Genomic DNA, 20,466 nt, shown 5'->3' on the forward strand with positions numbered 1-20,466 from the left:
ATCAGCAAAACCTCTAGCAGTTAGATAATTGAGGCGATCGCCTAACGCTTTACGACTCACAGAAATAGCGATCGCATACCGCAAAGCCTTTAGCAGATAGATAATTGAGGCGATCGCGTTTGACTTAGAGTATAACCTGTGGTATTTTATCCAAACGGCTTGTTTAACTATTAAATTGCCTAAACAAGCTGTACTTAAACCGCAGTTGCGTTACAACTCCAATTTTAATCGTCCGCTTTGTAATTGGATAACGATTATCTTGGGCGTTTTCAGATAAGTCAATTAAGCTATAACTCATTTCAGATTGCTATATGACAAAAATTTCGATAAGCGAAATAGAGTTTAACAATGGCACTAAGATTGTACTAAAGGCGAATGAAATAGTAGTATTTGTTGGACCAAATAATGCTGGAAAAAGTGCTACCTTGAAAGAGTCATTAAGCCTTTTAAAGTCAAAAGTCAATGGTAAACAAAACGCAAAAGTTCTAAGGGATTTAACAATTTGCAAGGAAGGTGATGAAGCGGGTTTTAAATCTTTTCTAGAAAAAATATCTATAGAGAAATATCAAGGCAATCCAGAGCCTAATCTTCAAGGTTTTGGTTTTAATATTTATAGACCTAGTATTGAAGGCTTTTGGATTAATTCTGACAATGGCTTAGGTGAATTAACGGCAGTTTTTGCAAATATGTTAGGAACAGAAGATAGGCTGAAAGCAGCAAATCCCGCCCCTAATATTAAATTAATTACTGAACCAATTCAACATCCAATTCATTTTCTTCAGAAAAATGACAACTTAGAATCCGAATTCAGTAATTATTTTAGACAAGCATTTGGGACAGACCTTATTGTTCATAGAAATGCTGGAAGTGAGGTGCCACTTTATGTAGGAGAAAAACCAGTTTTGCATAATGGTGAAGATATAGGACTAATATTTGATTTCTGAAAAAGCTCCGTACATTTGAAGAGTCGCAAAATCAAAGGTAGTGTGCCGGATAAACCACTCAAACATCCATTTGAGATGTGAGAACGAAGGAATCAAGGCACAGAAACGCCGCACCCAGGTTTTAGCTTGTAACCAAATATCCTCAATTGGATTTTGTGACGGGCAATTAGGAGCAAAGCGGACGCAGTGAATTTTCCACTCCTCTTGAGACAAATCTTGGTTTACCTCGCCTAAAAAGTTTTGAACCAGATGTGAACGATGGTAAGAAGCACCATCCCAAAAAAGAAGTAATCTTTGATTGGGGGACTGATCTAATAAATAACGTAGATAATCAATTGTATTTTCTGAGTTACCTGCGTTATACGCTTTTAGTAGTAAGCTTCCCTCCAGATAGTCAACTGCCCCGTAGTATGTCTGTTTGTCTCGTATATTAACAACTCTCACTGCTATTTCTTGGTCAGTTTTTCCCCAGACATACCCACTTAAATCTCCCCACATTAAATGACACTCATCAAGCAGCAATACTCTCAACTTTCCTTCTTCAATTTCCTGCCGATGCCTTGCCAATAGTGTTTCAATCTCTTTTTTTTTTGCAGCAACAGCGTCCTCGTCAGCTTTTGGATTTAAAGAAGTAGTTTTCTTCCAACTAATTCCTGCCGCATCAAATAAGTCATAATAGCTCCGCTTTGACTCATAAGTTACATCATATTCAAAAGCCAATTTATATTCGAGTTCACCAAGTTCCCAACATTCTTTTGTTTGCAACCAACTTAAAACTTCTTCTCGTTGTTGAGCAGTTAAGTAACTTTTTTTTCCCTTGTGGTTCAGGCGCAGTCCCGAAATTCCATCTTCCTCATAAGCTTGCTTCCAGCTTGTTATCGAACCCAGTGACACATCTAAAATTGTTTGAATTTCCTCATACTTGTAGCCTTGATAAACCAATTTGACTGCCAACGCTTTCCTCACCTCACGCGCATCTGGGCGATCATCTATAAATTCTTGTAGTTCTGCGATCGCGGCTTGTAGATGCTGGTTTATCATTGTTAGCTATTAGACAAATATTCTGTCCGTATTATCTCGTAGTTTTTTTCAGAAATCAAATATGATTCCTATAGAATTTCAAATAACTATTTGAATGAGCTTCAAAAACTAGATCGTTTGGATGAACAAGGAGACGGAATGAGAAGTTTTGTCGGGGTTTTGCTCACAACCTTTATTTCTCATTATTCTATGCTTTTCATTGATGAACCAGAAGCATTTCTTCATCCACCTCAGGCAAGACTTTTAGGGAAAATGTTAGCGAAAAATTTACCTTCCCAGAGACAACTATTCTTGGCGACTCATAGCGAAGATTTTTTAAAAGGATTACTTGATGCAAATGTTTCTAATTTGAGAATCGTTAGAATTCAACGAAGCGGGTCAATCAATACAGTAAGTGTTCTGGATAGTCAAGACATTAAAAGTATTTGGAATGACTCGTTACTGAGACATTCTAACGTACTTAATGGACTTTTCCATACCAATGTAGTTATTTGTGAAAGTGATTCTGATTGTAGATTATATTCGGCAATTCTATCTAGTCTTTACGACAATACAAATGAGATTATCCCTGATATTCTTTTTATTCATTGCGGCGGCAAGCATAGAATTCCAGTAGTAATAAAATCATTAAAGAAGCTAAATGTTCCAATGAAAGTTGTTTCAGACTTTGATATTTTAAATGATAGTAATCCGTTACAGAATATTTATAGTGAACTAGGAGGGGATTGGCAGGATATAGAAAAAGATTGGAGAATTGTCAAGAATTCCATTGATCAAAAAAGACCTGAATTGCAAACAACAGAACTGAAAAAGGAAATTGAAGAAATTTTTGAGAGTACGAAAGAGCAAATCTTTCCTTTGGAAAAGATTAGACAAATTCAGAAGTCTTTAAAAAAAGCTTCTGCTTGGGCATATGCTAAGGAAGTAGGTAAACCATTTATCCCTAATGGAGACGCAACTCAAGCATTTGACAGATTACAAATAAAACTTAAATCTATTGGCCTACTAGTTTTAGAAGTAGGTGAATTAGAAGGTTTCGTTAAAAGTATCGGAAACCACGGGCCGAAATGGGTAAGTGAAGTGCTAGCAAAAGACTTAAAGAATGACTCTGAACTTGAGGTAGCAAGACAGTTTGTTCAACAGTTCACTGCATGACGAAAAAAATGACTAACAGTACTTACAAGGAATTGACGGTTCAGTGGTTAAACGAAGCTTTGTTCTGCGTATCAAGTTCATTGCTGGCAGACAGTTTTTAGCTTCGTAATCGCCAACTTCTTGTAGCAAAGACCAATAATTATTAAGCGATCGCCTAAAAATTACGACTCACAGGAATAGCGATCGCCTAACTCCTCAAATCGCCAATATAAGCCCCAATTTGTTTAAGTCCCTGCAAAATTTGGATACGTTCTGATGTATTTTCAAGTAACCGATAAGTATGGGATCTAGTATATTGAGGGAAATTTTGGTGGCGATCGCATTTCAAAAACAATACTTCTCTTCCGTTTGTAACCATTGCATAACAACTTGACTGTAAGTTGGGAGCGCTCAACAAATAAGTAAGTGCTTGGGGAATTCCCGCCGTAACGTCTAGTCTTGCAGGCTTTGACTCGATTACCAAAATCCAAAAACTATCTTGAATCACCAAAATATCAATCCTGCCTTGAACTGCAATAGCATTAGCTTCGTCTGCAACTTCGATATTGGTACTTACTTCTGCTTTTACCAAAAAAGGAAACTGATAGAAACCTGCTAAATCTAGCAATGGTGATATAACTACAAGCTTAACAATTTCTTCGAGAGGTGGTTCTTCTTGACTGAGATAGGTATAGTTTCGAGTGAGGCGATCTAGTCCTTGTAGTTCCGCTTCGGTTAGAGTCGGCGCATTATTTAACCATTCATCAAAAAAGCGATCGCTAGAGTCTAGTCTCAAGCCAAAAGTTTGACGGAGAGCGCCAAGGGTAAGGCTACTAGCATTTGTAATCACGGTTAAATTCTTGTAGTAATTACATGAAGTTTAAAAGTCTAGACATTTGATCTAGGCTCCAATACCTAATATACGATATATATAAGAGCAAAAGAGCGATCGCCCAGAAATCACGACTCACAGGAATAGCGATCGCTCAAGTAGGACGATGCAAAAATTAAGGCTTGGTGAATATCTTCATCTTCTAATTCGGGAAACTCCTGGCGCAGTTCTTCACGATTAGGGTAGGTAACTAATAACTCAATCACTCGACGAACGGTAAGCCGAAGATTACGAATAGAGGGCTGTCCATTCATGCGATTGGGATTGCTGGTAATGCGATCTAATTTCATGGAAGTAACCCTAGCTCCTTATGAAAATCATCGTCAATGTATATTGCTTCATACCAAGTTAATGAGAAACGATTGTACTCCAAGCAAAATTTTATAGCAAGGAACAGGAAATAAGGCTTCTGCCACTAAAATAGAAAAATCATTCAATAGCCAAGTATTTAGGGGTAATCAAGTTAAACTACTTGAAGACTGGCGAGAACTCACACCCCAAAAGCAACAAAAAGTTTTGGAGTTTGTTGAAGTACTTAAATCTGAGTCAGAAACAACACCCCCCGAATCTGATTTTGTGCCACAAATACCCTTAGCCAAAAAATTATGGTCAATCCGACAACGAGCGATCGCTGCTGGATTACAACTTCTCAACGAAGATGAAATAGGACTTGAACTTGCTGCACGTCGCGGTGGATTCCGTGAGTCTTAAAAAGACGTATATAGATTCTGGTGTATTGATCAGCGTCTTTAAGGCTGATGGCATTAAGGTTTGCATTTTCCAGATTAGCACTTTGCTAAAGCCTTTATCTTGCAAAGACTAGCAAAACTCTGCTAAAAGTGCTACAGGTAAATGATTATTAGCTTGAAAAGTACACATGAAAACTACTGGAATTCATCATGTAGCTATTATTTGTTCTGACTATGAACGCTCGAAAAAATTTTATGTTGAAACTTTAGGCTTTTCGATTATTGAAGAGACTTTTCGCGCCGAGAGAAATTCTTATAAATTAGATTTACGAGTTGGAGAAAGTGCTCAGATAGAGTTATTCTCTTTCCCAAATCCTCCTCAAAGATTTAGTAGTCCAGAAGCTTGTGGTTTAAGACATCTTGCTTTTAAAGTTGATGATCTAGAAAAAACTGTTGATTACTTAAAATCCCAAGGTGTCGAAACAGAAAATATTAGAATTGACGAAATTACAAGTAAGAAATTTACTTTCTTTAAAGACCCAGATAATTTGCCATTAGAGATTTATGAAAATTAAGCTTTAATACAATACAGTTCTGATAAGACCAAAACACTTGTAGAGACGGCGATTTATCGCGTCTCTTGCCTTAACCGAACCGTATTGGGGTTACTCCAGCAATAACGGTCTTCATCCTCTTGTCTCCTAAAGCAAAACTATGCGCTGTAGGGGCTTATTTTTTATCTTGCCCATTGCTGCAAAATGTAATTATAAAAAGCCTCTTTATCGACTTTATCCATTGCATAAATTTTCCGACCACCGGGAACTACTTTAGTACGCCCCTGACTAAGACCAGTGGTGATAATTTCTGTTTCCCATTCGCGCAGTTGATAAAATTCTGGATGTCCCAAATAAGCTGTTGCCAAAACATCCCAAAAATAATAATCTTGGGGGATAACTAGTGCATAACATTGTCCAGCTAAATCAGATATGGAATACTGGCGTTGTCGTCCCATTTTTTGCACTAATTCTGATGTGACAGGGACATTGTTAGTTAAATCTAAAGGGCACATAATAATTTCAATTTGGGTTTGCCATACCCGCGCGGCTGAAACCGCGTCCCAATAAACATTCCATTCGGCAGAACCATCTTGTCCCGCTTCCAGACTTTTTTCTACATTACCAGGGACATTTAACGCACCCCCCATCCACACAATCTTGTGAATCTTGGCTTCAATGTCTGGTGCTTTGTCCAAAGCTACTGCAACCGTCGTCAACGGCCCAGTTACCATCAATGTTACGGGGCTTGATGCGTCACGTAACACCTGGATCATAAAATCTTGACCTGTTTCGGCAAGCAGAGGCGTAGTGATGGTTTCCCTTTGATTGAGAATGGGGAGATGGTCAACGATAAACGAATCACGGCGATAGAGAGTAGGAAATGGATTAATCCCGCGCACAGTACTTTCTGCAATTGGGATATGAGAAAATCCCATCAAATCTATAATTTTACGTGTGGCACTAACAGCCGGTTGAACGTAACAATCTGCTGGAGTGACGACAACACCAAGGAGTTGAATATGATCCATCGTCAACAGCAGCATAGTTGCTAGATAATCATCTACACCACCATCGTGATCCATTAATACTAGTTGTTTTGACATAAAAGGAGAATTATTAATATGGATGAGTTTATCAAAGCTGCAATTCAGGAAGCCAAACAAGGCAGACAAGAAGGTGGAATTCCCATTGGTTCGGTTCTCGTCAAAGATGGCAAAATTCTCGGCAAAGGACACAATAAACGTGTGCAAGACGGAGATCCTGTCACCCACGCCGAAATCGATTGTCTCCGCAATGCTGGAAGGGTTGGCAGTTATAGAGGTACAACACTCTATTCAACCTTAATGCCGTGTTACTTGTGCGCTGGGGCAGTGGTACAATTTGGCATTAAAAAAGTCATCGCTGGAGAATCCAGAACTTTTCCTGGTGCTAAAGAATTTATGGTATCTCACGGCGTGGAAGTAATTGATCTTAATCTTGACGAATGCGAACAAATGATGAGTGAGTTTATTGAAGCTAACCCCGAACTATGGAATGAAGATATTGGTAAATAGTTATTGGGAATTGGGCATAGGGCATGGGGCATGGGGCATGGATCAATAGTTCTTCTTCCCCCTGCTTCCCCACTTTCTACTTTGTTTGTTTGTATTACAATGCAGATGTCCACTAGGCGGCGTGCTGTCCATCTACCTAAATCCAGAAGATATTTGATGAGTAATCAACTACAAGACTACAATCCCAGCGGCGTAGGTGAAGTAAATGGCAACCTCTTAGGTTTGCCTTGCGATTACGAGTCTGCAAACCTGATTGTCTTTGGTGTGCCGTGGGAAGTCACTGTTTCCTATGGTGCTGGCACTGCTAACGGCCCACAGCGAATTCTAGATGCTTCGACTCAACTAGATTTGTTCGATTTTGATAACCCTAATGGTTGGAAGCAGGGAATTTTCATGGTGGAAATTCCCCAAGATATTTTAGAGAAGAACACATACTATCGTACTTTGGCAGCAAAAATTATTGAGCGATTAGCCCAAGGTAAACAACTTTCAGATACACCAGATTTAACACCTGTGCTGACAGAAATTAATCAGGCTGGTGAACAGGTTAATCAATGGCTGTTTGAAAATTGTCAAGAAGCAATTAATCATGGTAAGCGAGTTGCAGTCATTGGTGGAGATCACAGTTCACCTTTAGGTTATTTTCAAGCATTAGCGGCTAACTACCCAAACTATGGCATTTTGCATATTGATGCCCACGCAGATTTACGCGATGCTTATGAGGGATTTGAGTTTTCTCATGCGTCTATCATGTTTAATGCGATGAAAATACCGCAAATTTCCAAGCTGGTGCAGGTGGGTTTGCGTGATATTAGTCATGATGAAGTGCAAATGATTGACCAATCTGATAGTCGCATTATTGCTTATTACGACCCAGCTATTAAGCAAAAGCTTTACTCTGGAACAACTTGGATTGATTTATGCCGAGAAATTATCAGTCATTTACCTGAGTATGTTCATATTAGCTTTGATATAGATGGTCTAGATCCAAAACTCTGTCCGAGTACAGGTACTCCTGTTCCAGGTGGGTTGGAATTAGAGCAAACTTTTTGTCTGTTCCGGGAATTAGTCAATAGTGGCAGAAAAATTATTGGCTTTGATATCTGCGAAGTCGGTGATGCCGAGTGGGATGGTAATGTTGGAGCGCGGGTAGTTTACAAGCTGGCAAACTTGATGGATTTATCTCAGCAGAAAATATAAGCGATAAAATTTTGGCAGAGTGGCAATGATACTAAACTCAAGGCGATGACAACAGCAACTCCTTCGTCTCTCACCCTCAAAGAATTCCTCAAACTGCCAGAAACCAAGCCTGCCAGTGAGTTTATTGACGGTCAAATTTACCAGAAACCTATGCCTCAAGGCAAACACTCTCGTTTGCAACTCAGGTTTTGTGATGCTGTAAATCAAGTTGCCGAAAGCTCACAAATTGCCCTCGCCTTTCCAGAATTGCGCTGTACATTTGGTGGACGTTCTATTGTTCCCGATGCTGCTGTATTCATTTGGGAACGAATTCCTTTTGAAGCTGATGGCGAAGTACCCAATGCTTTTGAAATTTATCCCGACTGGACTGTAGAAATTCTTTCACCTGAGCAAAGAGCTACTAAAGTTATCAGTAATATTTTGCACTGCCTTAAACATGGTACTCAGCTAGGATGGTTAATTGATCCAGAGGAACGACTGATTTTAGCATTTTTACCAGGACACGAACCTATTGAGTTGATAGGTAGCGATCGCCTTCCCACACCAAAGTTTTTAACACTGGATTTGACGGTTGAGCAGGTTTTTGGGTGGCTATAGCGGTTCCCGATCTAGTGAGGTACGTTTTTAAAGCTATTAACCTTGGTGAGCAAGATTTAGGTGTACCTCATTTGCCTGGGAAACGCTATAACCCTCTTCTGTCACTCTCCGAAAACATTTGCCTTTTCTAAAATCTAGAGCCTTTGTATAACAAGCGATTGCGCGATTATTTTCTAATAACAAATACAAGTCCTATTTTTTTCTAATAGTATAGCTTGTATTGATTGCCTCATGAGGCTTCTAGCGATCACTTTCCCGGAAAGTGACAGAAGAGGGATAATACCAATTCGTAATTCGTAATTGGAACACGAATTGTCGAGTAAAAAGGTCGTAGGAGTAGCCCGTCGGAGACATCGCTTCACCTTTAAACTTCACTAATAGTCTATTTTTACTCATCTAAACGGTGTGCGATCGCATTCAGCAATTCCTCAAACCCTGATTTGCTGTGAATATCAGGTGTGAGTGTGTTCATATCTTTTAGCAGGTTAGTCAGTTCCGCGATCGTGTTGCGAATCTCGGTGTATTGGTCAATTTCCTCACGAAATCCTTGCAAATTCGCTGCACTAACGCTTCTCATCCCTTCATCTAATTCTTTAATTTTGTCTTCCCAATGCTTAATATATTGAAGTCTTGCAATAGGGTTATAAATTTGAGCATCCGACAACACAATCGGGAAAATTCGATTATAAAATTCACCATTCTTAGCAATTTGCACTAGCTCAAACATGCAATTGGGAGATTTTAAATACTTGTCACTAATAACTACGATCGCACATTTACCCCGTCCAATCCGTTCCATGAAGACTTTAATTAATCCTTTGTAGCCCAAATCGCGTTTATCACGGATAATTTTGATTCCTTTTGCCTGGAAAGTCCCATCTAGTTTATTGACAAATTGCTCACTTTCTCCCCCCCAAGCATAAGAGATGAAAATTTCCTTCTCGAATTCCATTGCAGAGTGACTATTCACGATCTTTTTTTGTTCTTCTTCACTATCTCGTAAACGATGGGTCAATGATTCATTTCTCTCTTGCTCCAGTTCGCTTTGCAACTGTGCAACTTGGGGGTTGAGTTCCCCATCTGTTTTAATGGCTTGAAACATAACATCATCAATTAACCTGCGGACATCTACCATTTCATAGCTGTTTTCGCACTCAATTTGGTAACGGCGATCGCTCAAGCGTTTGTTGAGTTTCTCTAGAGAATAGGAATAAGGTGTGGGCAGATTTTTGCAAGTCTCGCAATTACAAGGAACTAAAGTTTGATATTGCAAACGTTCGTAAGAGTTGTGGATTTTTTCGAGTTCATGAGTGACAACAGCCATTAATTCTTTTTTGCGGTTTCCGGCTACACGGATTTGAATTTCCCGTTGATTGTATTTTTCAATGATTTCAGCACGAGTTTGGTCTTTGTTGAGAACAACACCGCTTTTCCAAACGAGTTTTTGCTGTTCAATCCAAGGATGCGTTTCGACAATAAAGTGGGTGAGGATGCCTTTGGGCATGAATGTATAGGTGTAGCGCAGGATTAGGTTATTGCGATCGTCCCAGGTATATTCAGCTTTTTCAATGGAAAGTAATTGAGGCGCAATATAGGTGTCACGGCGACCAGGAATTTTGTAGCAAAGCTTGAATCGCATCATTAATTGAAGTAGTTCATCGTGCATATCAGCATATTCGCTACGTTTCCAAACATCTTCGAGGCCTTCTTTGGTAAAACAACCTAGATTTTGCTTGACAGTTTGATTATCTAAAACTTTGTAAACAGCAGTTGTACCCCATTCCGGTTTTAGGATGACGTAGTGTTTGAGTGTAGAATCGTCTTGAAAATGGAGGCAAACGCCAAGGTCATGGAGATAGCTGCTTAAGCGCAGCATATCTTTACGGTCAGTTAAATTATTGAGTTGGCAAAGGTTACAGTATTCTGCAAAGCTAATGTAATTTCGGGAATAGTTCTCTAACGCTGCTCTGACTCTTACCCAGAGTTTTGGTAGAGGTGTACCAATATGGTCAAGATTGCTGATGTATAGCTGAATAGCGTCTTTAATCTCCGCTAAACCGCGATTAGTATCTAAATTGGTTGCCAGTATTTTCTCCAGATTGCTGAATTCTCCTCGTAACTGTCCTCCATCAACTTCGCACTGACGGTCTTGTTTTTCGTTTTTGATAATAAAAACTGGGCTTTTGTCGCTCAAAAGTTCGACAACCTTCAGCCACCAGTAAAAATCAGTGTTTTCTTTGCGAGTGTCAGCAACTAAAGCATAGAGAGAACGCTTGCTGAGGAAAAACTGATGGGTTTGGTGGTAGATTTCCTGACCGCCAAAATCCCAGATGTTGACGCGAAAATCTTTGCCATTGGGCAGTGTAAAGTGCCATTGGATCACTTCAATGCCTTCGGTTGATTTTTCATCTGGCTGTAGTTTATAGTTTTCATCCTTGATTTTCTTAGCTAAAGACGTTTTGCCGGCTCCCCCTTCGCCAACAATCAAGAATTTTGCTTCGTAGAATGGTTCGGTTTCGGCTGGATCTTGCACTCGAAAATAGAAATCGAGAATTTCATTCACATCGCCTGGATCTTGTTTTAAATCTTTTGACCCCAAAATCTCAGGTGGAATGGGGACTGGGTTACTACGAAGATCCAGCTTGTTCAGATTTGGCTGTTGCCTAATTTCCGACGGCAGACTGCTTAGTTGATTGTCACTGAGGTTGAGGGTTTGCAGGTTGGTGAGTTCGATTATTTCCGGTGGCAGACTGCTCAGTTTATTGTCACTGAGGTTGAGGGTTTGCAGGTTGGTGAGTTTGACTATTTCCGGCGGCAGACTGCTCAGTTGATTTCTGCTGAGGTTGAGTGTTTGGAGGTTGGTGAGTTTGATTATTTCCGGCGGCAGACTGCTCAGTTTATTCCAGGTGAGGTCGAGGGTTTGCAGGTTGGTGAGTTCGACGACTTCCGGTGGCAGACTGCTCAGTTTATTCATACCAAGGGACAACGATTGCAAGTTAATGAGTTCGACGATTTCCGGTGGCAGACTACTCAGTTGATTAATGCTGAGGTCGAGGGTTTGCAGGTTGGTGAGTTCGACTATTTCCGATGGTAGACTGCTCAGTTTATTCCAGGTAAGGAAAAGCAATTCCAGTTTGGTGAGTTGTCCTATTTCCGGGGGCAAACTGCTCACTTGATTCCAAGTGAGGTTGAGCGATCGCAGGTTGGTGAGTTGGACAATTTCCGGTGGCAGACTGCTCAGTTGATTACTGCTGAGGTCGAGCAATTGTAGGTTGGTGAGTTGGACAATTTTCGGTGGCAGACAGCTGACTTGATTACTGCCGAGGTCGAGCGATTGCAGCTTAGTCAGTTGTCCAATTTCCGGTGGTAAACTCCTTAGTTTATTGGAGGTGAGGTCAATCGATCGCAGGTTGGTGAGTTGTCCTATTTCCGGTGGCAGCGTTGTTAAGCCTTTGCCAGAAAGGTCTAATTTTGTCACCTTGTCTCTGACAGCTTGTTCAATAATTTTCAGCAGTTCTTCGTTAGTCATTTGGGGTTTTATGGAGGCGATGCCTGACGACGAGTTGCTGCTTGGACGCGCAGCAGAAAAATTGACCTAACTAATAATGTACCCTGTATCAAGGATTGCATTGAGGCAATGTGCGATCCTGTGGTTCTACGCTCCCCTTCACAACCTCATCATTCCACCTCTGAACTCCAAGCTTGCACCTTTGAACACGAACTGCCGAGTTAAAAAGGCGTTGGCGCAATCCGCCGCAGGTATCGCTTTGTTGACTTTGAGAATTGGGCAATTGCGATCGCACAATTATCCCTGAGCAAGAAATCAAAGGCGATCGCCGCCTACCAAAAAGCCTTACGCCTCGACCCTAACGTTGAAATCTCTCACCATAATCTGGGATTAGCACTACAAGCTAATAGCTTCATCAATATTGATAATTCATGCTTAATCAAAATTTAAAGAAATTATAGAAGAATCTCACCTCTTTTCATAGTACATTTTTTTGCTAGCTTCATCCCCAATAAAGTATATTTTTAATGTCTATCATGCTACAGATACTTTATTTATAAATAATAGTTTAGACTTACAAAACAACAAGCTGGAATACACATCTTAACTTAGTTTTAGCAAGGATTGTAAAGTATATTGAGGCACAACAAAAAAGGAAAACGCGAAAATATTTTTCATTTCTCTTTCCTTTTTAGTCAATACCTACACACTGAAAATCTGAAAAATCGCTCCCTCAACCAAGCCTTAAAAAAGGATGACTCTCTAGATCCAACTTGTTAAGGAGTTGAGAGATATCTTGTGCATAAATCCTATTACCTTGCCATCGCCCTTATCCCTAAAACTTTCTTTCCAGTCACTAAATTTGGCTTGAGACTCTATAAGAATATGCGAAACGACTCTGGTAAAACTATTTCTATTTGGATGACAACGGCAGAAGTCCCAGATCAACTTGTGCTTACCGAAAATACTCATGCAGATGTGTGCGTTGTCGGTGCTGGGATAGCGGGGATGTCAACTGCCTATATGTTAACCTGCCAAGGTAAGTCAGTAGTCGTGTTAGATGATGGCCCCATTGGTGGCGGTCAAACGGCAAGAACAACAGCACACCTATCGAACGTGCTAAGTTATCCTTACCACGAACTGGAGCAAATGCACGGTAAAGAAGGTGTAAAACTTGTTGCCCAAAGTCATACAACAGCAATTAATACTATAGAGGCGATCGCAACTCAAGAAAACATTAACTGTGACTTTGAGCGACTTGACGGCTATCTTTTTCCCCCAGACCTAAAATCAATAGATGAGATTCAGCAGGAGTTAGAAGCAGTACACCAAGCTGGACTTACTGATGTAGAAATGGTGAAAAAAGCGCCGCTGACTGATTTTGATACAGGAGCGTGTCTACGCTTTCCCCAACAAGGGCAATTTGACCCGCTGAAGTATCTAAGTGGGCTTGCAGAAGCCATTCAACGCCGTGGCGGTAGAATTTACACAGGAACACACGTAGAAAAAATCAAAGGTGGTTTACCCGCCCGCGTTGAGACGAGCAGTGGTAAAGTTGTAACAGCTGATGCTGTGGTAGTAGCCACCAACTCACCAATCAGTAACTTGGCTACTATGCACTTTAAGCAGGCTCCATATATGACTTTTGTCATCGGTGCAAAAGTGCCTCGTGATTCTGTTTTTAAAGCGCTTTACTGGGATACCCTCGATCCTTACCACTACGTGCGAACCCAAAGCATTGACGAACAGTATGATGTATTAATTGTTGGCGGCGAAGACCACAAAACCGGACAAGCTGACAATGCCTCCTCACGATATGCCAAACTCGAGACATGGACGCGAGAACGTTTCCCGATGGCACAGGAAGTTTTATTTCGCTGGTCAGGTCAGGTAATGAATTCTGATGATGGTATAGCCTACATTGGCAAAAACCCCTTTGACGAGGAAAACGTCTACATCGTCACCGGTGATACAGGCATAGGAATGACCCACGGGACGATCGCGGGCATACTCTTAACAGATTTGATTTTAGGGCGAAAGAATACCTGGGCAGAGCTTTATGACCCATCGCGTGCGAGAATTAGTGGAGTAGGTGATTTTATATCTGAGAATATTAACGTTGCTACCCAGTATTTAGAGTGGGTGACACCAGGGGATGTTGATTCCGTCGAAAAAGTCACTCCCGGTACAGGTGCAGTCGTGCGGCGTGGTTTGACAAAAGTCGCAGCCTATCGAGACGAAAACGGTACATTGCACGAACATTCTGCAATCTGTACTCACCTCAATTGTATCGTCGCCTGGAATTCCTCAGAAAAAACCTGGGATTGCCCGTGTCACGGTTCGCGGTTTAATACGCAGGGACAGGTAATCAACGGGCCAGCCATTAATGGACTAACACCAATGGAAAATAAATGAAGTAGGCAAAGATTTTGGTGAGGGACTTAGACCGTTGTTCCCTCTGGTTGCCGCAGACTACGGTATACACACAAGTCGAATTCCCCCCTTAGTCCCCCAATGCATTGGGGGGAAAAAAGAAATCTAGTTCCCTCCCCAATGCATCGGGGAGGGTTAGGGTGGGGTAAAAATGACGCGAAAAAACAGGTGAGCAAACTATTTCAGACTTGTGTATACACCGTAGCCTTTGCAAGGGAAGGGTTAGGGTGGGGTAAAACGCTGGTTAATCAGCTATTTCAGACTTGTGTGTACACCATAGGGTTGCCGCAGGAGACAGAGGAAAATATTCTTCTATTCCTCCTGCCTCCTGCCTCTCTTGTTAAACCCTTAATTCCTTTGGTGGCATCAGTTCGTATGTAAAAATATTCAGAAACTTTTTGTTGAGTGGGAAAACAGCCCACTTTTTTATTGTCAATGTAGTAAATATACGGGAACTTATGGTTATGGGTTATGGTCAATATCTGATTAGCGTAGACGTAGACCGTCGCAGCCCTCTGTGTCCAATTTAACTTACCTTAATTCTTCGGAAAACAGCTGTTCGCATCTAAAAGTGCGTACAAATGCTGTTATTCGTTGTCATCTGTTCTTAAATTGTCTTTATATATACAATAATTACACTTTTTTAGTCAGATTAACGCAGACTTTAAACGCTTTCAAATCCATAAAATGCATGTTTGCTCATGGAAAAATTTTGTGATATTCAACCAAATATTACCATAATTCTTTATATCTATATTAAAAGTTTATGAAAGCTATATCAAACGACACCTCACACATTTTTGCAACCAAAAACCTATATACTGGACTAGACTTTGATCAATTTGAGACTTTTGTTAATTGCAACACCAAAACTATTAATTTTTAGATGAAATACTAGCGTATCTTATAGTCTATAGTTTTTAAGGTTTAGTCAAAACTATATCCAGTATCATCAAAAAACTGCAAACTTCATGTGGTGCAAAAATCAAGCGGGGAGTGAAAACATGAATTTACGTAGAGATGCATTGCAAATCCTCAAAGAAACTAGCCGAACTTTTTATATACCAATTAGTCTTTTACCGCCAGGATTGCAAGAAGCAGTAGCATCAGCATATTTGTGTATGCGTGCCATTGATGAAATTGAAGATCATCCTGAATTAGATAATGTTACTAAAGCGAAGTTATTAAGAAGCATTAGCCTGACATTACAGGCAGGGGTTGATGGCTTCGCGGTAGATGCTTTCTTTGCAGGATTTAGTGGGTATGAGAATTCATTAGAAGAAGTCACTTTGAGCATTAGAGAATGGTCGCTGCTAGCACCAGACACCATTGCACCTCGAATTTGGGATGCCACTGCTGCAATGGCAGACCGGATGGCTTATTGGGCAGAAAGAAACTGGAAAATTTACACCGAAGCCGATTTGGATCGTTATACCTTTGGGGTTGCAGGTGCAGTGGGATTGTTACTTTCGGACTTATGGGCTTGGTACGATGGAACACAAACGAACCGTACCCAGGCAATTGGATTTGGTCGGGGCTTACAAGCAGTTAATATCCTGCGTAACCATACTGAAGATTTGGGGCGTGGGGTAGAATTCTTCCCAGAGGGTTGGAATGTAGAAAATATGCAAGAGTATGCCCGGCGCAATCTAGCCCTGGCAGAAGCTTATACTAAAGACCTTCCTACTGGCCCAGCCTTAGATTTTTGCCAAATTCCCTTAACCTTGGCTAATGGAACTCTTGACGCCCTTGCTAATGGTAAAGAGAAACTCAGCCGTAGTGATGTTTTTGCCCTTATCGAACAATTGATTAGTGTAAACATGAAAGCTAGCTAAATTGCCTCCAAATTTGGGCATCCAAAATCCTACAGTGATTTTCTGTCGGAGAGCCAGTGTGGTCTTGGGGTTTCTCCAAGTAAAGCAACTGGCATTGGGCACTGCCCTCCAAATTTATCCGTGTAAGTATAATAAATTATCTTGTTCTAGCAGTCACTTTACGTAATATTAGCTAAACTTTAGCAACTCTTCAAAGGATTTCCAGCAAAAATGACCTGGCAGGAGTTGATTAATATCTAAATAATTGAAAGGGAGTATAACACTCCCCGTGATTATTCGTGCAGCGAGTTGAGAGTGCATGAGCTACTGCTTAAATCCTACCTGTCCCAATCCAGAAAATTTGGCATATAGCCAAAGGTGTCAGTCTTGTGGCTCGCAACTACTGTTGCGCGATCGCTACCAGGTGATCAAACCATTAGGTCAGGGTGGCTTTGGAGCAACCTTCTTAGCCAATGATCAAGGCCTACCAGGAGAACCGAGTTGCGTAATCAAACAATTACGCCCATCAGGAAGCGCCCCACACGTTTTACAGATGGCCAGAGAACTCTTTGAGCGAGAAGCCAAAACTCTAGGTAAGATTGGCAATCATCCCCAAGTACCAAGATTGTTAGATTATTTTGAAGATCATGAGCAATTCTACTTAGTTCAAGAATACATCAGTGGTGATACCTTGCAGGAGGAGGTCAAACTTAACGGCATCTTGAGCGAAACTGGAGTCAAACAATTTTTGAGCGAAGTTTTGCCACTTCTCCAATACATCCACGAGCAAAAGGTGATTCACCGTGATATCAAGCCAGCCAACTTAATTCGCCGCACTCAAGATGCCAGAATGGTACTCATTGACTTTGGTGCCGTCAAAAACCAAATCAGTCAAGGTGCGGCAAGTCCATCAGGACAGACAGCATTAACTGCTTATGCCATTGGTACTCCTGGTTTTGCACCTCCAGAGCAAATGGCTATGCGTCCAGTCTACGCCAGTGACATTTATGCACTGGGGGTGACATGCATTTATTTACTGACTAGCAAAACTCCTAAAGATTTAGATTACAATCCCAACACTGGCGAGATGATGTGGGAGCAGCTTGTGCAAGTGAGTGACCACTTGAGCAATGTCTTGCGAAAAATGTTAGACGTGTCTGTACGTAGTCGCTATCAGTCAGCGGCAGAAGTTCTCAGAGCCTTGGAAATAGAACCCTATTTAGATAGTTTAGCCAAGGGTTTACTGATTAAATCTGATAATAGTTCTAAAGAGCGAACACACAGCTACCTGGAAAATTCTGCTGTTTTATCTAATCACCCTTCTACTGGTGTTAGCAATACAGGAGTAGCGCAGGTAGCGGCAGCAATTCGCGCTAGACGAGCCAAGGCAGCAGAAGCGGGTGGATTGCACCAGGGTTCTGGAATGGTCAAATCAACCACTTTAGCTAACAGCAACAGTAATGGTTCACAAGTTCAAAATTCTAGAGTTGAGCGGAAGTTAGATACTCAAAGTTTATTAACAGCCTATCTGAAGGGAAGACGGGATTTTGCCCTACACAATTTAAATTTGCTGAATCTGCAAGGGGCTGACTTATCCCAAACAAATTTCCATTCTGCTCAATTGCAAAAAACCAATCTTCAGGGAGCTAATCTTCACAATAGTGACTTTGGCAGAGCCAGTCTCACTCGAGCAAATCTTAAAGATGCTAATTTGACCAAAGCATACTTTAACCATGCTGATTTAGAAGGAGCAGACCTGCGAGGTGCAGACCTCAGCAATGCTTATCTTAGCAATGCTAACCTCCGAGGAGCTAATTTGTGTGGTGCTAATCTCACCAGTGCCAAAATTTCTGATGAGCAGCTAGCACTAGCAAAAACAAATTGGATGACTGTGCGCCCCAATGGAAAACGAGGTTTATTGTAATTTGAAAGTATGAAGAGTGCTGAGTTACGTTAGCGGGAGCGGGGCTAATACCCGCATACATCATTGCTGAGTACTCTTTCTTCACTTAGCACTCGTAACTGTTAAAAACCACTTTGAGGAGTTTCTGTAGCATTAGGACTCTCTGTAGTGGCAGGTTGGTTAGGATCAGGAAGTTTTTGTTCGGTACTCTTCTGATTACCTTGATTTTCTACTTTCGGTAGTGCCTGTTTTGCTAGATTTTCGGCCGCTTGTTTAAATAATGGTTCTATTTTGTTTCGCCAATATTGAGTATTAGGCAATTTTTCTGGATGGTTTCTATAATCTAAAACTTTATCCCATTTACCATCATCTATTGCTTTGTTGATCTCATTAGATAACGCCTCGGCTTTCGCCCAATCTTCCTGCCACTGGGCAATCATTTTGCCTGTCTCTTGGATACCAGAAGCAGCATTTGCCGGAATCGATCTTAAAAGTGCGATCGCTCCCACTATATCTCCTGATTCGTACTTCTTTCTGGCTTGTTCTATAATATTGGCACTGTTATCACTAGGCTGCGATCGTTCTGATTTCCCACCATCATCAGTTGACCCTTTTGGCTTTTCTGGTAATGGAGTTACTACATTTCTCGATTTTGGTTTTGCCTTGGGAATTGTTCGAGTCGCAATCAGGGTACTATCATCTACAATCTTAGTTGCAATGCCCTTGTCGCGTAGGCAAGAACCCCATTCTTGATTATTGGTGATCACCTCCGAGTGTGCCCAAGCCAAACGACCAGATTTAAGTTTAACTTCTATCCAACCTCGTCTTGTCCGCTTGCCAGTCACCTCGAAATTGGTGTTATCAGCAACTGTTTGCAAAACATTATCAGAATTTATCGAACTAGGTTCAGAACGAATATTAGAATTTCCGACGACAACAGCCGAGCATTTGTTTGCTAAGGCGGTATCCTTACCTGTAAGATTTAAAGCTAAATTTTTTACATTTGGATATACATTTGCTACCAAGGCAGCCGCACCACCCGCTAATAATATGCCAATTAATATCGGCCAGGGGTCGGATTTACTAGAGTCTTTACGCGCAGGTTTCGCGGGGACAGGATTTGCTGGTGCAACTGCAACAGTTTGCAGCCGAGATACTTGAGGCTGAGATTTGCCTGCTTGGTAACTAGAATTTTTGGCGGCTTCTTGAGGTGTGGAAAGTGTAGGTACAGGATTAATCGCATCTTTACAGGCTTGCAGTGCTTCTGTAGCGTTTTGGTAGCGGTCTTTGAAGTGATAACGCACCATCTTGGATAACACTGCCGCCAGTCGATGGTTTACGGTTACTGAATGACGCCAGATGATTTCCCCCGTTTCTGGGTCTTCTTGCAATTCTGTTGGCTGTAATCCTGTTAGTGCTTGAATGGCAATGATGCCAAGGGAATAGATGTCGCTGTTGGGACGGGGTTTACCTTGCCCTTGTTCTGTGGGCATATAGCCAGGAGTACCGATAACGACTGTGGCAGAGGGTTGTCCGCCCACTGTTACCATCTGTGTACGCAGTTGCTTTACTGCTCCAAAATCAACTAAAACGAACTTATTATCTGAGGCGCGACGGATAATATTATCCGGTTTGATATCGCGGTGAATCACGCCTTGGCGATGGACAAATTCGAGAATTTCCAGAACTTCCTGCAACAGTTGAATCACTTGGCTTTCATTCCAGCGCTTACCAGGTATAAGTTCCTCAGCTAGGGTATGTCCTTCAATATATTCTTGTACTAAATAGAATTCTTGGTTTTCGTCAAAATATGCTAGTAGCCTGGGTATTTGGTCATGGTTCCCTAGTTTTTCTAAGGTTTCGGCTTCGCTGTTGAACAGGCGTTTAGCAGTATCAAAAACTCTGGGGTCAGTTCCGGGTTTGAGGTGCTTGACAACGCAAATAGGGTTGCCGGGCCGCCGAGTATCTTGGGCAATGTATGTTTGACCAAATCCTCCCATCGCGAGGACTCGAATTACTTGGTAACGATGGTCTAGTAGCTTGCCTATCATATTCCCTCCCCAGAGTTATTACCTAATTTTCCAGCTGGTAATAAATATCTCCAAATTTTCTTCAATGAAATCCGCTATCTTGAGAAAAGATTTAGATTAAAAACGCAGCTTTTTAATAAACGCAGACTGTTTATTTTTCTTTTAGTGCCC

At 41.2% G+C, this 20,466-nt stretch carries 17 protein-coding genes and 1 pseudogene; 11 read left to right on the plus strand and 7 right to left on the minus strand.

What is annotated here, in order from left to right:
- Positions 1-311: 311 nt before the first annotated feature.
- Positions 312-944: a hypothetical protein gene (locus HUN01_RS10700; protein WP_181931245.1), complete on the plus strand. Its 633-nt coding sequence runs from the start codon at positions 312-314 to the stop codon at positions 942-944.
- Here HUN01_RS10700 and HUN01_RS10705 read toward each other — a convergent pair.
- Positions 927-1,961 (minus strand): annotated as a pseudogene (locus HUN01_RS10705) (IS630 family transposase); the annotation flags it as partial. The gene HUN01_RS10700 and the pseudogene HUN01_RS10705 sit on opposite strands and share 18 nt — an antisense overlap.
- Positions 1,962-2,075: 114 nt before the next feature.
- On the opposite strand from HUN01_RS10705, the gene HUN01_RS10710 reads away from it, so the two are divergent.
- Positions 2,076-3,140, plus strand: a complete 1,065-nt coding sequence (locus tag HUN01_RS10710; protein ID WP_203219532.1) for an ATP-dependent nuclease — start codon at positions 2,076-2,078, stop codon at positions 3,138-3,140.
- A gap of 187 nt (positions 3,141-3,327) precedes the next feature.
- On the opposite strand, the gene HUN01_RS10715 is transcribed toward HUN01_RS10710, so the two are convergent.
- Both HUN01_RS10715 and HUN01_RS10720 read right to left on the minus strand, forming a co-directional pair.
- Positions 3,328-3,969: a restriction endonuclease subunit R gene (locus HUN01_RS10715; protein ID WP_181931246.1), complete on the minus strand. Its 642-nt coding sequence runs from the start codon at positions 3,967-3,969 to the stop codon at positions 3,328-3,330.
- Positions 3,970-4,079: 110 nt separating this feature from the next.
- On the minus strand, positions 4,080-4,301 hold the full coding sequence (locus HUN01_RS10720; protein ID WP_181931247.1) for a DUF433 domain-containing protein: 222 nt from the start codon (positions 4,299-4,301) through the stop codon (positions 4,080-4,082).
- 226 nt (positions 4,302-4,527) lie between these two features.
- On the opposite strand from HUN01_RS10720, the gene HUN01_RS10725 reads away from it, so the two are divergent.
- On the plus strand, positions 4,528-4,722 hold the full coding sequence (locus HUN01_RS10725) for a hypothetical protein (protein WP_238846157.1): 195 nt from the start codon (positions 4,528-4,530) through the stop codon (positions 4,720-4,722).
- A gap of 166 nt (positions 4,723-4,888) precedes the next feature.
- Positions 4,889-5,275 (plus strand): SMU1112c/YaeR family gloxylase I-like metalloprotein, encoded by a 387-nt coding sequence (gloA2, locus tag HUN01_RS10730; protein WP_181931248.1) that lies wholly within the window; start codon positions 4,889-4,891, stop codon positions 5,273-5,275.
- A gap of 161 nt (positions 5,276-5,436) precedes the next feature.
- On the opposite strand, the gene HUN01_RS10735 is transcribed toward gloA2, so the two are convergent.
- A complete protein-coding gene (locus HUN01_RS10735; RefSeq protein WP_181931249.1) occupies positions 5,437-6,360 on the minus strand; it encodes a nucleoside hydrolase in 924 nt (307 codons plus the stop codon).
- 18 nt (positions 6,361-6,378) lie between these two features.
- Here HUN01_RS10735 and HUN01_RS10740 point away from each other — a divergent pair, with 18 nt between their 5' ends.
- From HUN01_RS10740 to HUN01_RS10750, 3 genes are all read left to right on the plus strand, one after another.
- Positions 6,379-6,810: a nucleoside deaminase gene (locus HUN01_RS10740; RefSeq protein WP_181931250.1), complete on the plus strand. Its 432-nt coding sequence runs from the start codon at positions 6,379-6,381 to the stop codon at positions 6,808-6,810.
- A gap of 156 nt (positions 6,811-6,966) precedes the next feature.
- On the plus strand, positions 6,967-8,010 hold the full coding sequence (gene speB / locus HUN01_RS10745) for an agmatinase SpeB (protein ID WP_181931251.1): 1,044 nt from the start codon (positions 6,967-6,969) through the stop codon (positions 8,008-8,010).
- Between the two features lie 45 nt (positions 8,011-8,055).
- Positions 8,056-8,607 carry a Uma2 family endonuclease gene (locus tag HUN01_RS10750; protein WP_181931252.1) on the plus strand — a complete coding sequence of 184 codons (552 nt, stop codon included), beginning with the start codon at positions 8,056-8,058 and terminating at the stop codon, positions 8,605-8,607.
- Positions 8,608-8,995: 388 nt separating this feature from the next.
- On the opposite strand, the gene HUN01_RS10755 is transcribed toward HUN01_RS10750, so the two are convergent.
- Both HUN01_RS10755 and HUN01_RS10760 read right to left on the minus strand, forming a co-directional pair.
- Positions 8,996-12,136: a COR domain-containing protein gene (locus tag HUN01_RS10755; RefSeq protein ID WP_181931253.1), complete on the minus strand. Its 3,141-nt coding sequence runs from the start codon at positions 12,134-12,136 to the stop codon at positions 8,996-8,998.
- Between the two features lie 88 nt (positions 12,137-12,224).
- Positions 12,225-12,434: a hypothetical protein gene (locus HUN01_RS10760; RefSeq protein WP_181931254.1), complete on the minus strand. Its 210-nt coding sequence runs from the start codon at positions 12,432-12,434 to the stop codon at positions 12,225-12,227.
- A 5-nt stretch (positions 12,435-12,439) separates the two neighbouring features.
- On the opposite strand from HUN01_RS10760, the gene HUN01_RS36540 reads away from it, so the two are divergent.
- From HUN01_RS36540 to HUN01_RS10780, 4 genes are all read left to right on the plus strand, one after another.
- Positions 12,440-12,565 (plus strand): tetratricopeptide repeat protein, encoded by a 126-nt coding sequence (locus HUN01_RS36540; RefSeq protein WP_420832809.1) that lies wholly within the window; start codon positions 12,440-12,442, stop codon positions 12,563-12,565.
- 435 nt (positions 12,566-13,000) lie between these two features.
- Positions 13,001-14,530: an FAD-dependent oxidoreductase gene (locus tag HUN01_RS10770; protein ID WP_181931255.1), complete on the plus strand. Its 1,530-nt coding sequence runs from the start codon at positions 13,001-13,003 to the stop codon at positions 14,528-14,530.
- A 1,022-nt stretch (positions 14,531-15,552) separates the two neighbouring features.
- Complete coding sequence (locus tag HUN01_RS10775; protein ID WP_181931256.1) at positions 15,553-16,383, plus strand: squalene/phytoene synthase family protein; 831 nt, start codon at positions 15,553-15,555, stop codon at positions 16,381-16,383.
- Positions 16,384-16,681: 298 nt separating this feature from the next.
- The gene (locus tag HUN01_RS10780) at positions 16,682-18,286 is read left to right on the plus strand and encodes a serine/threonine-protein kinase (RefSeq protein ID WP_181931257.1); all 1,605 of its coding nucleotides are present in this window, start codon (positions 16,682-16,684) and stop codon (positions 18,284-18,286) included.
- Between the two features lie 101 nt (positions 18,287-18,387).
- On the opposite strand, the gene HUN01_RS10785 is transcribed toward HUN01_RS10780, so the two are convergent.
- Positions 18,388-20,316 carry a serine/threonine protein kinase gene (locus HUN01_RS10785; protein ID WP_181931258.1) on the minus strand — a complete coding sequence of 643 codons (1,929 nt, stop codon included), beginning with the start codon at positions 20,314-20,316 and terminating at the stop codon, positions 18,388-18,390.
- Positions 20,317-20,466: the final 150 nt, after the last annotated feature.

It is taken from the genome of Nostoc edaphicum CCNP1411, assembly GCF_014023275.1.
In the GTDB taxonomy this organism is placed as follows: domain Bacteria; phylum Cyanobacteriota; class Cyanobacteriia; order Cyanobacteriales; family Nostocaceae; genus Nostoc; species Nostoc edaphicum_A.

What these genes read in the sequence shown, in the direction of transcription:
- HUN01_RS10720 (WP_181931247.1), bottom strand. Translation starts at nt 4,301, where the DNA reads ATGAAATTAGATCGCATTACCAGCAATCCCAATCGCATGAATGGACAG.
- HUN01_RS10775 (WP_181931256.1), top strand. Translation starts at nt 15,553, where the DNA reads ATGAATTTACGTAGAGATGCATTGCAAATCCTCAAAGAAACTAGCCGA.
- HUN01_RS10755 (WP_181931253.1), bottom strand. Translation starts at nt 12,136, where the DNA reads ATGACTAACGAAGAACTGCTGAAAATTATTGAACAAGCTGTCAGAGAC.
- HUN01_RS10735 (WP_181931249.1), bottom strand. Translation starts at nt 6,360, where the DNA reads ATGTCAAAACAACTAGTATTAATGGATCACGATGGTGGTGTAGATGAT.
- HUN01_RS10700 (WP_181931245.1), top strand. Translation starts at nt 312, where the DNA reads ATGACAAAAATTTCGATAAGCGAAATAGAGTTTAACAATGGCACTAAG.
- gloA2 (WP_181931248.1), top strand. Translation starts at nt 4,889, where the DNA reads ATGAAAACTACTGGAATTCATCATGTAGCTATTATTTGTTCTGACTAT.
- HUN01_RS10785 (WP_181931258.1), bottom strand. Translation starts at nt 20,316, where the DNA reads ATGATAGGCAAGCTACTAGACCATCGTTACCAAGTAATTCGAGTCCTC.
- HUN01_RS10750 (WP_181931252.1), top strand. Translation starts at nt 8,056, where the DNA reads ATGACAACAGCAACTCCTTCGTCTCTCACCCTCAAAGAATTCCTCAAA.
- speB (WP_181931251.1), top strand. Translation starts at nt 6,967, where the DNA reads ATGAGTAATCAACTACAAGACTACAATCCCAGCGGCGTAGGTGAAGTA.
- HUN01_RS10740 (WP_181931250.1), top strand. Translation starts at nt 6,379, where the DNA reads ATGGATGAGTTTATCAAAGCTGCAATTCAGGAAGCCAAACAAGGCAGA.
- HUN01_RS10770 (WP_181931255.1), top strand. Translation starts at nt 13,001, where the DNA reads ATGCGAAACGACTCTGGTAAAACTATTTCTATTTGGATGACAACGGCA.
- HUN01_RS10780 (WP_181931257.1), top strand. Translation starts at nt 16,682, where the DNA reads ATGAGCTACTGCTTAAATCCTACCTGTCCCAATCCAGAAAATTTGGCA.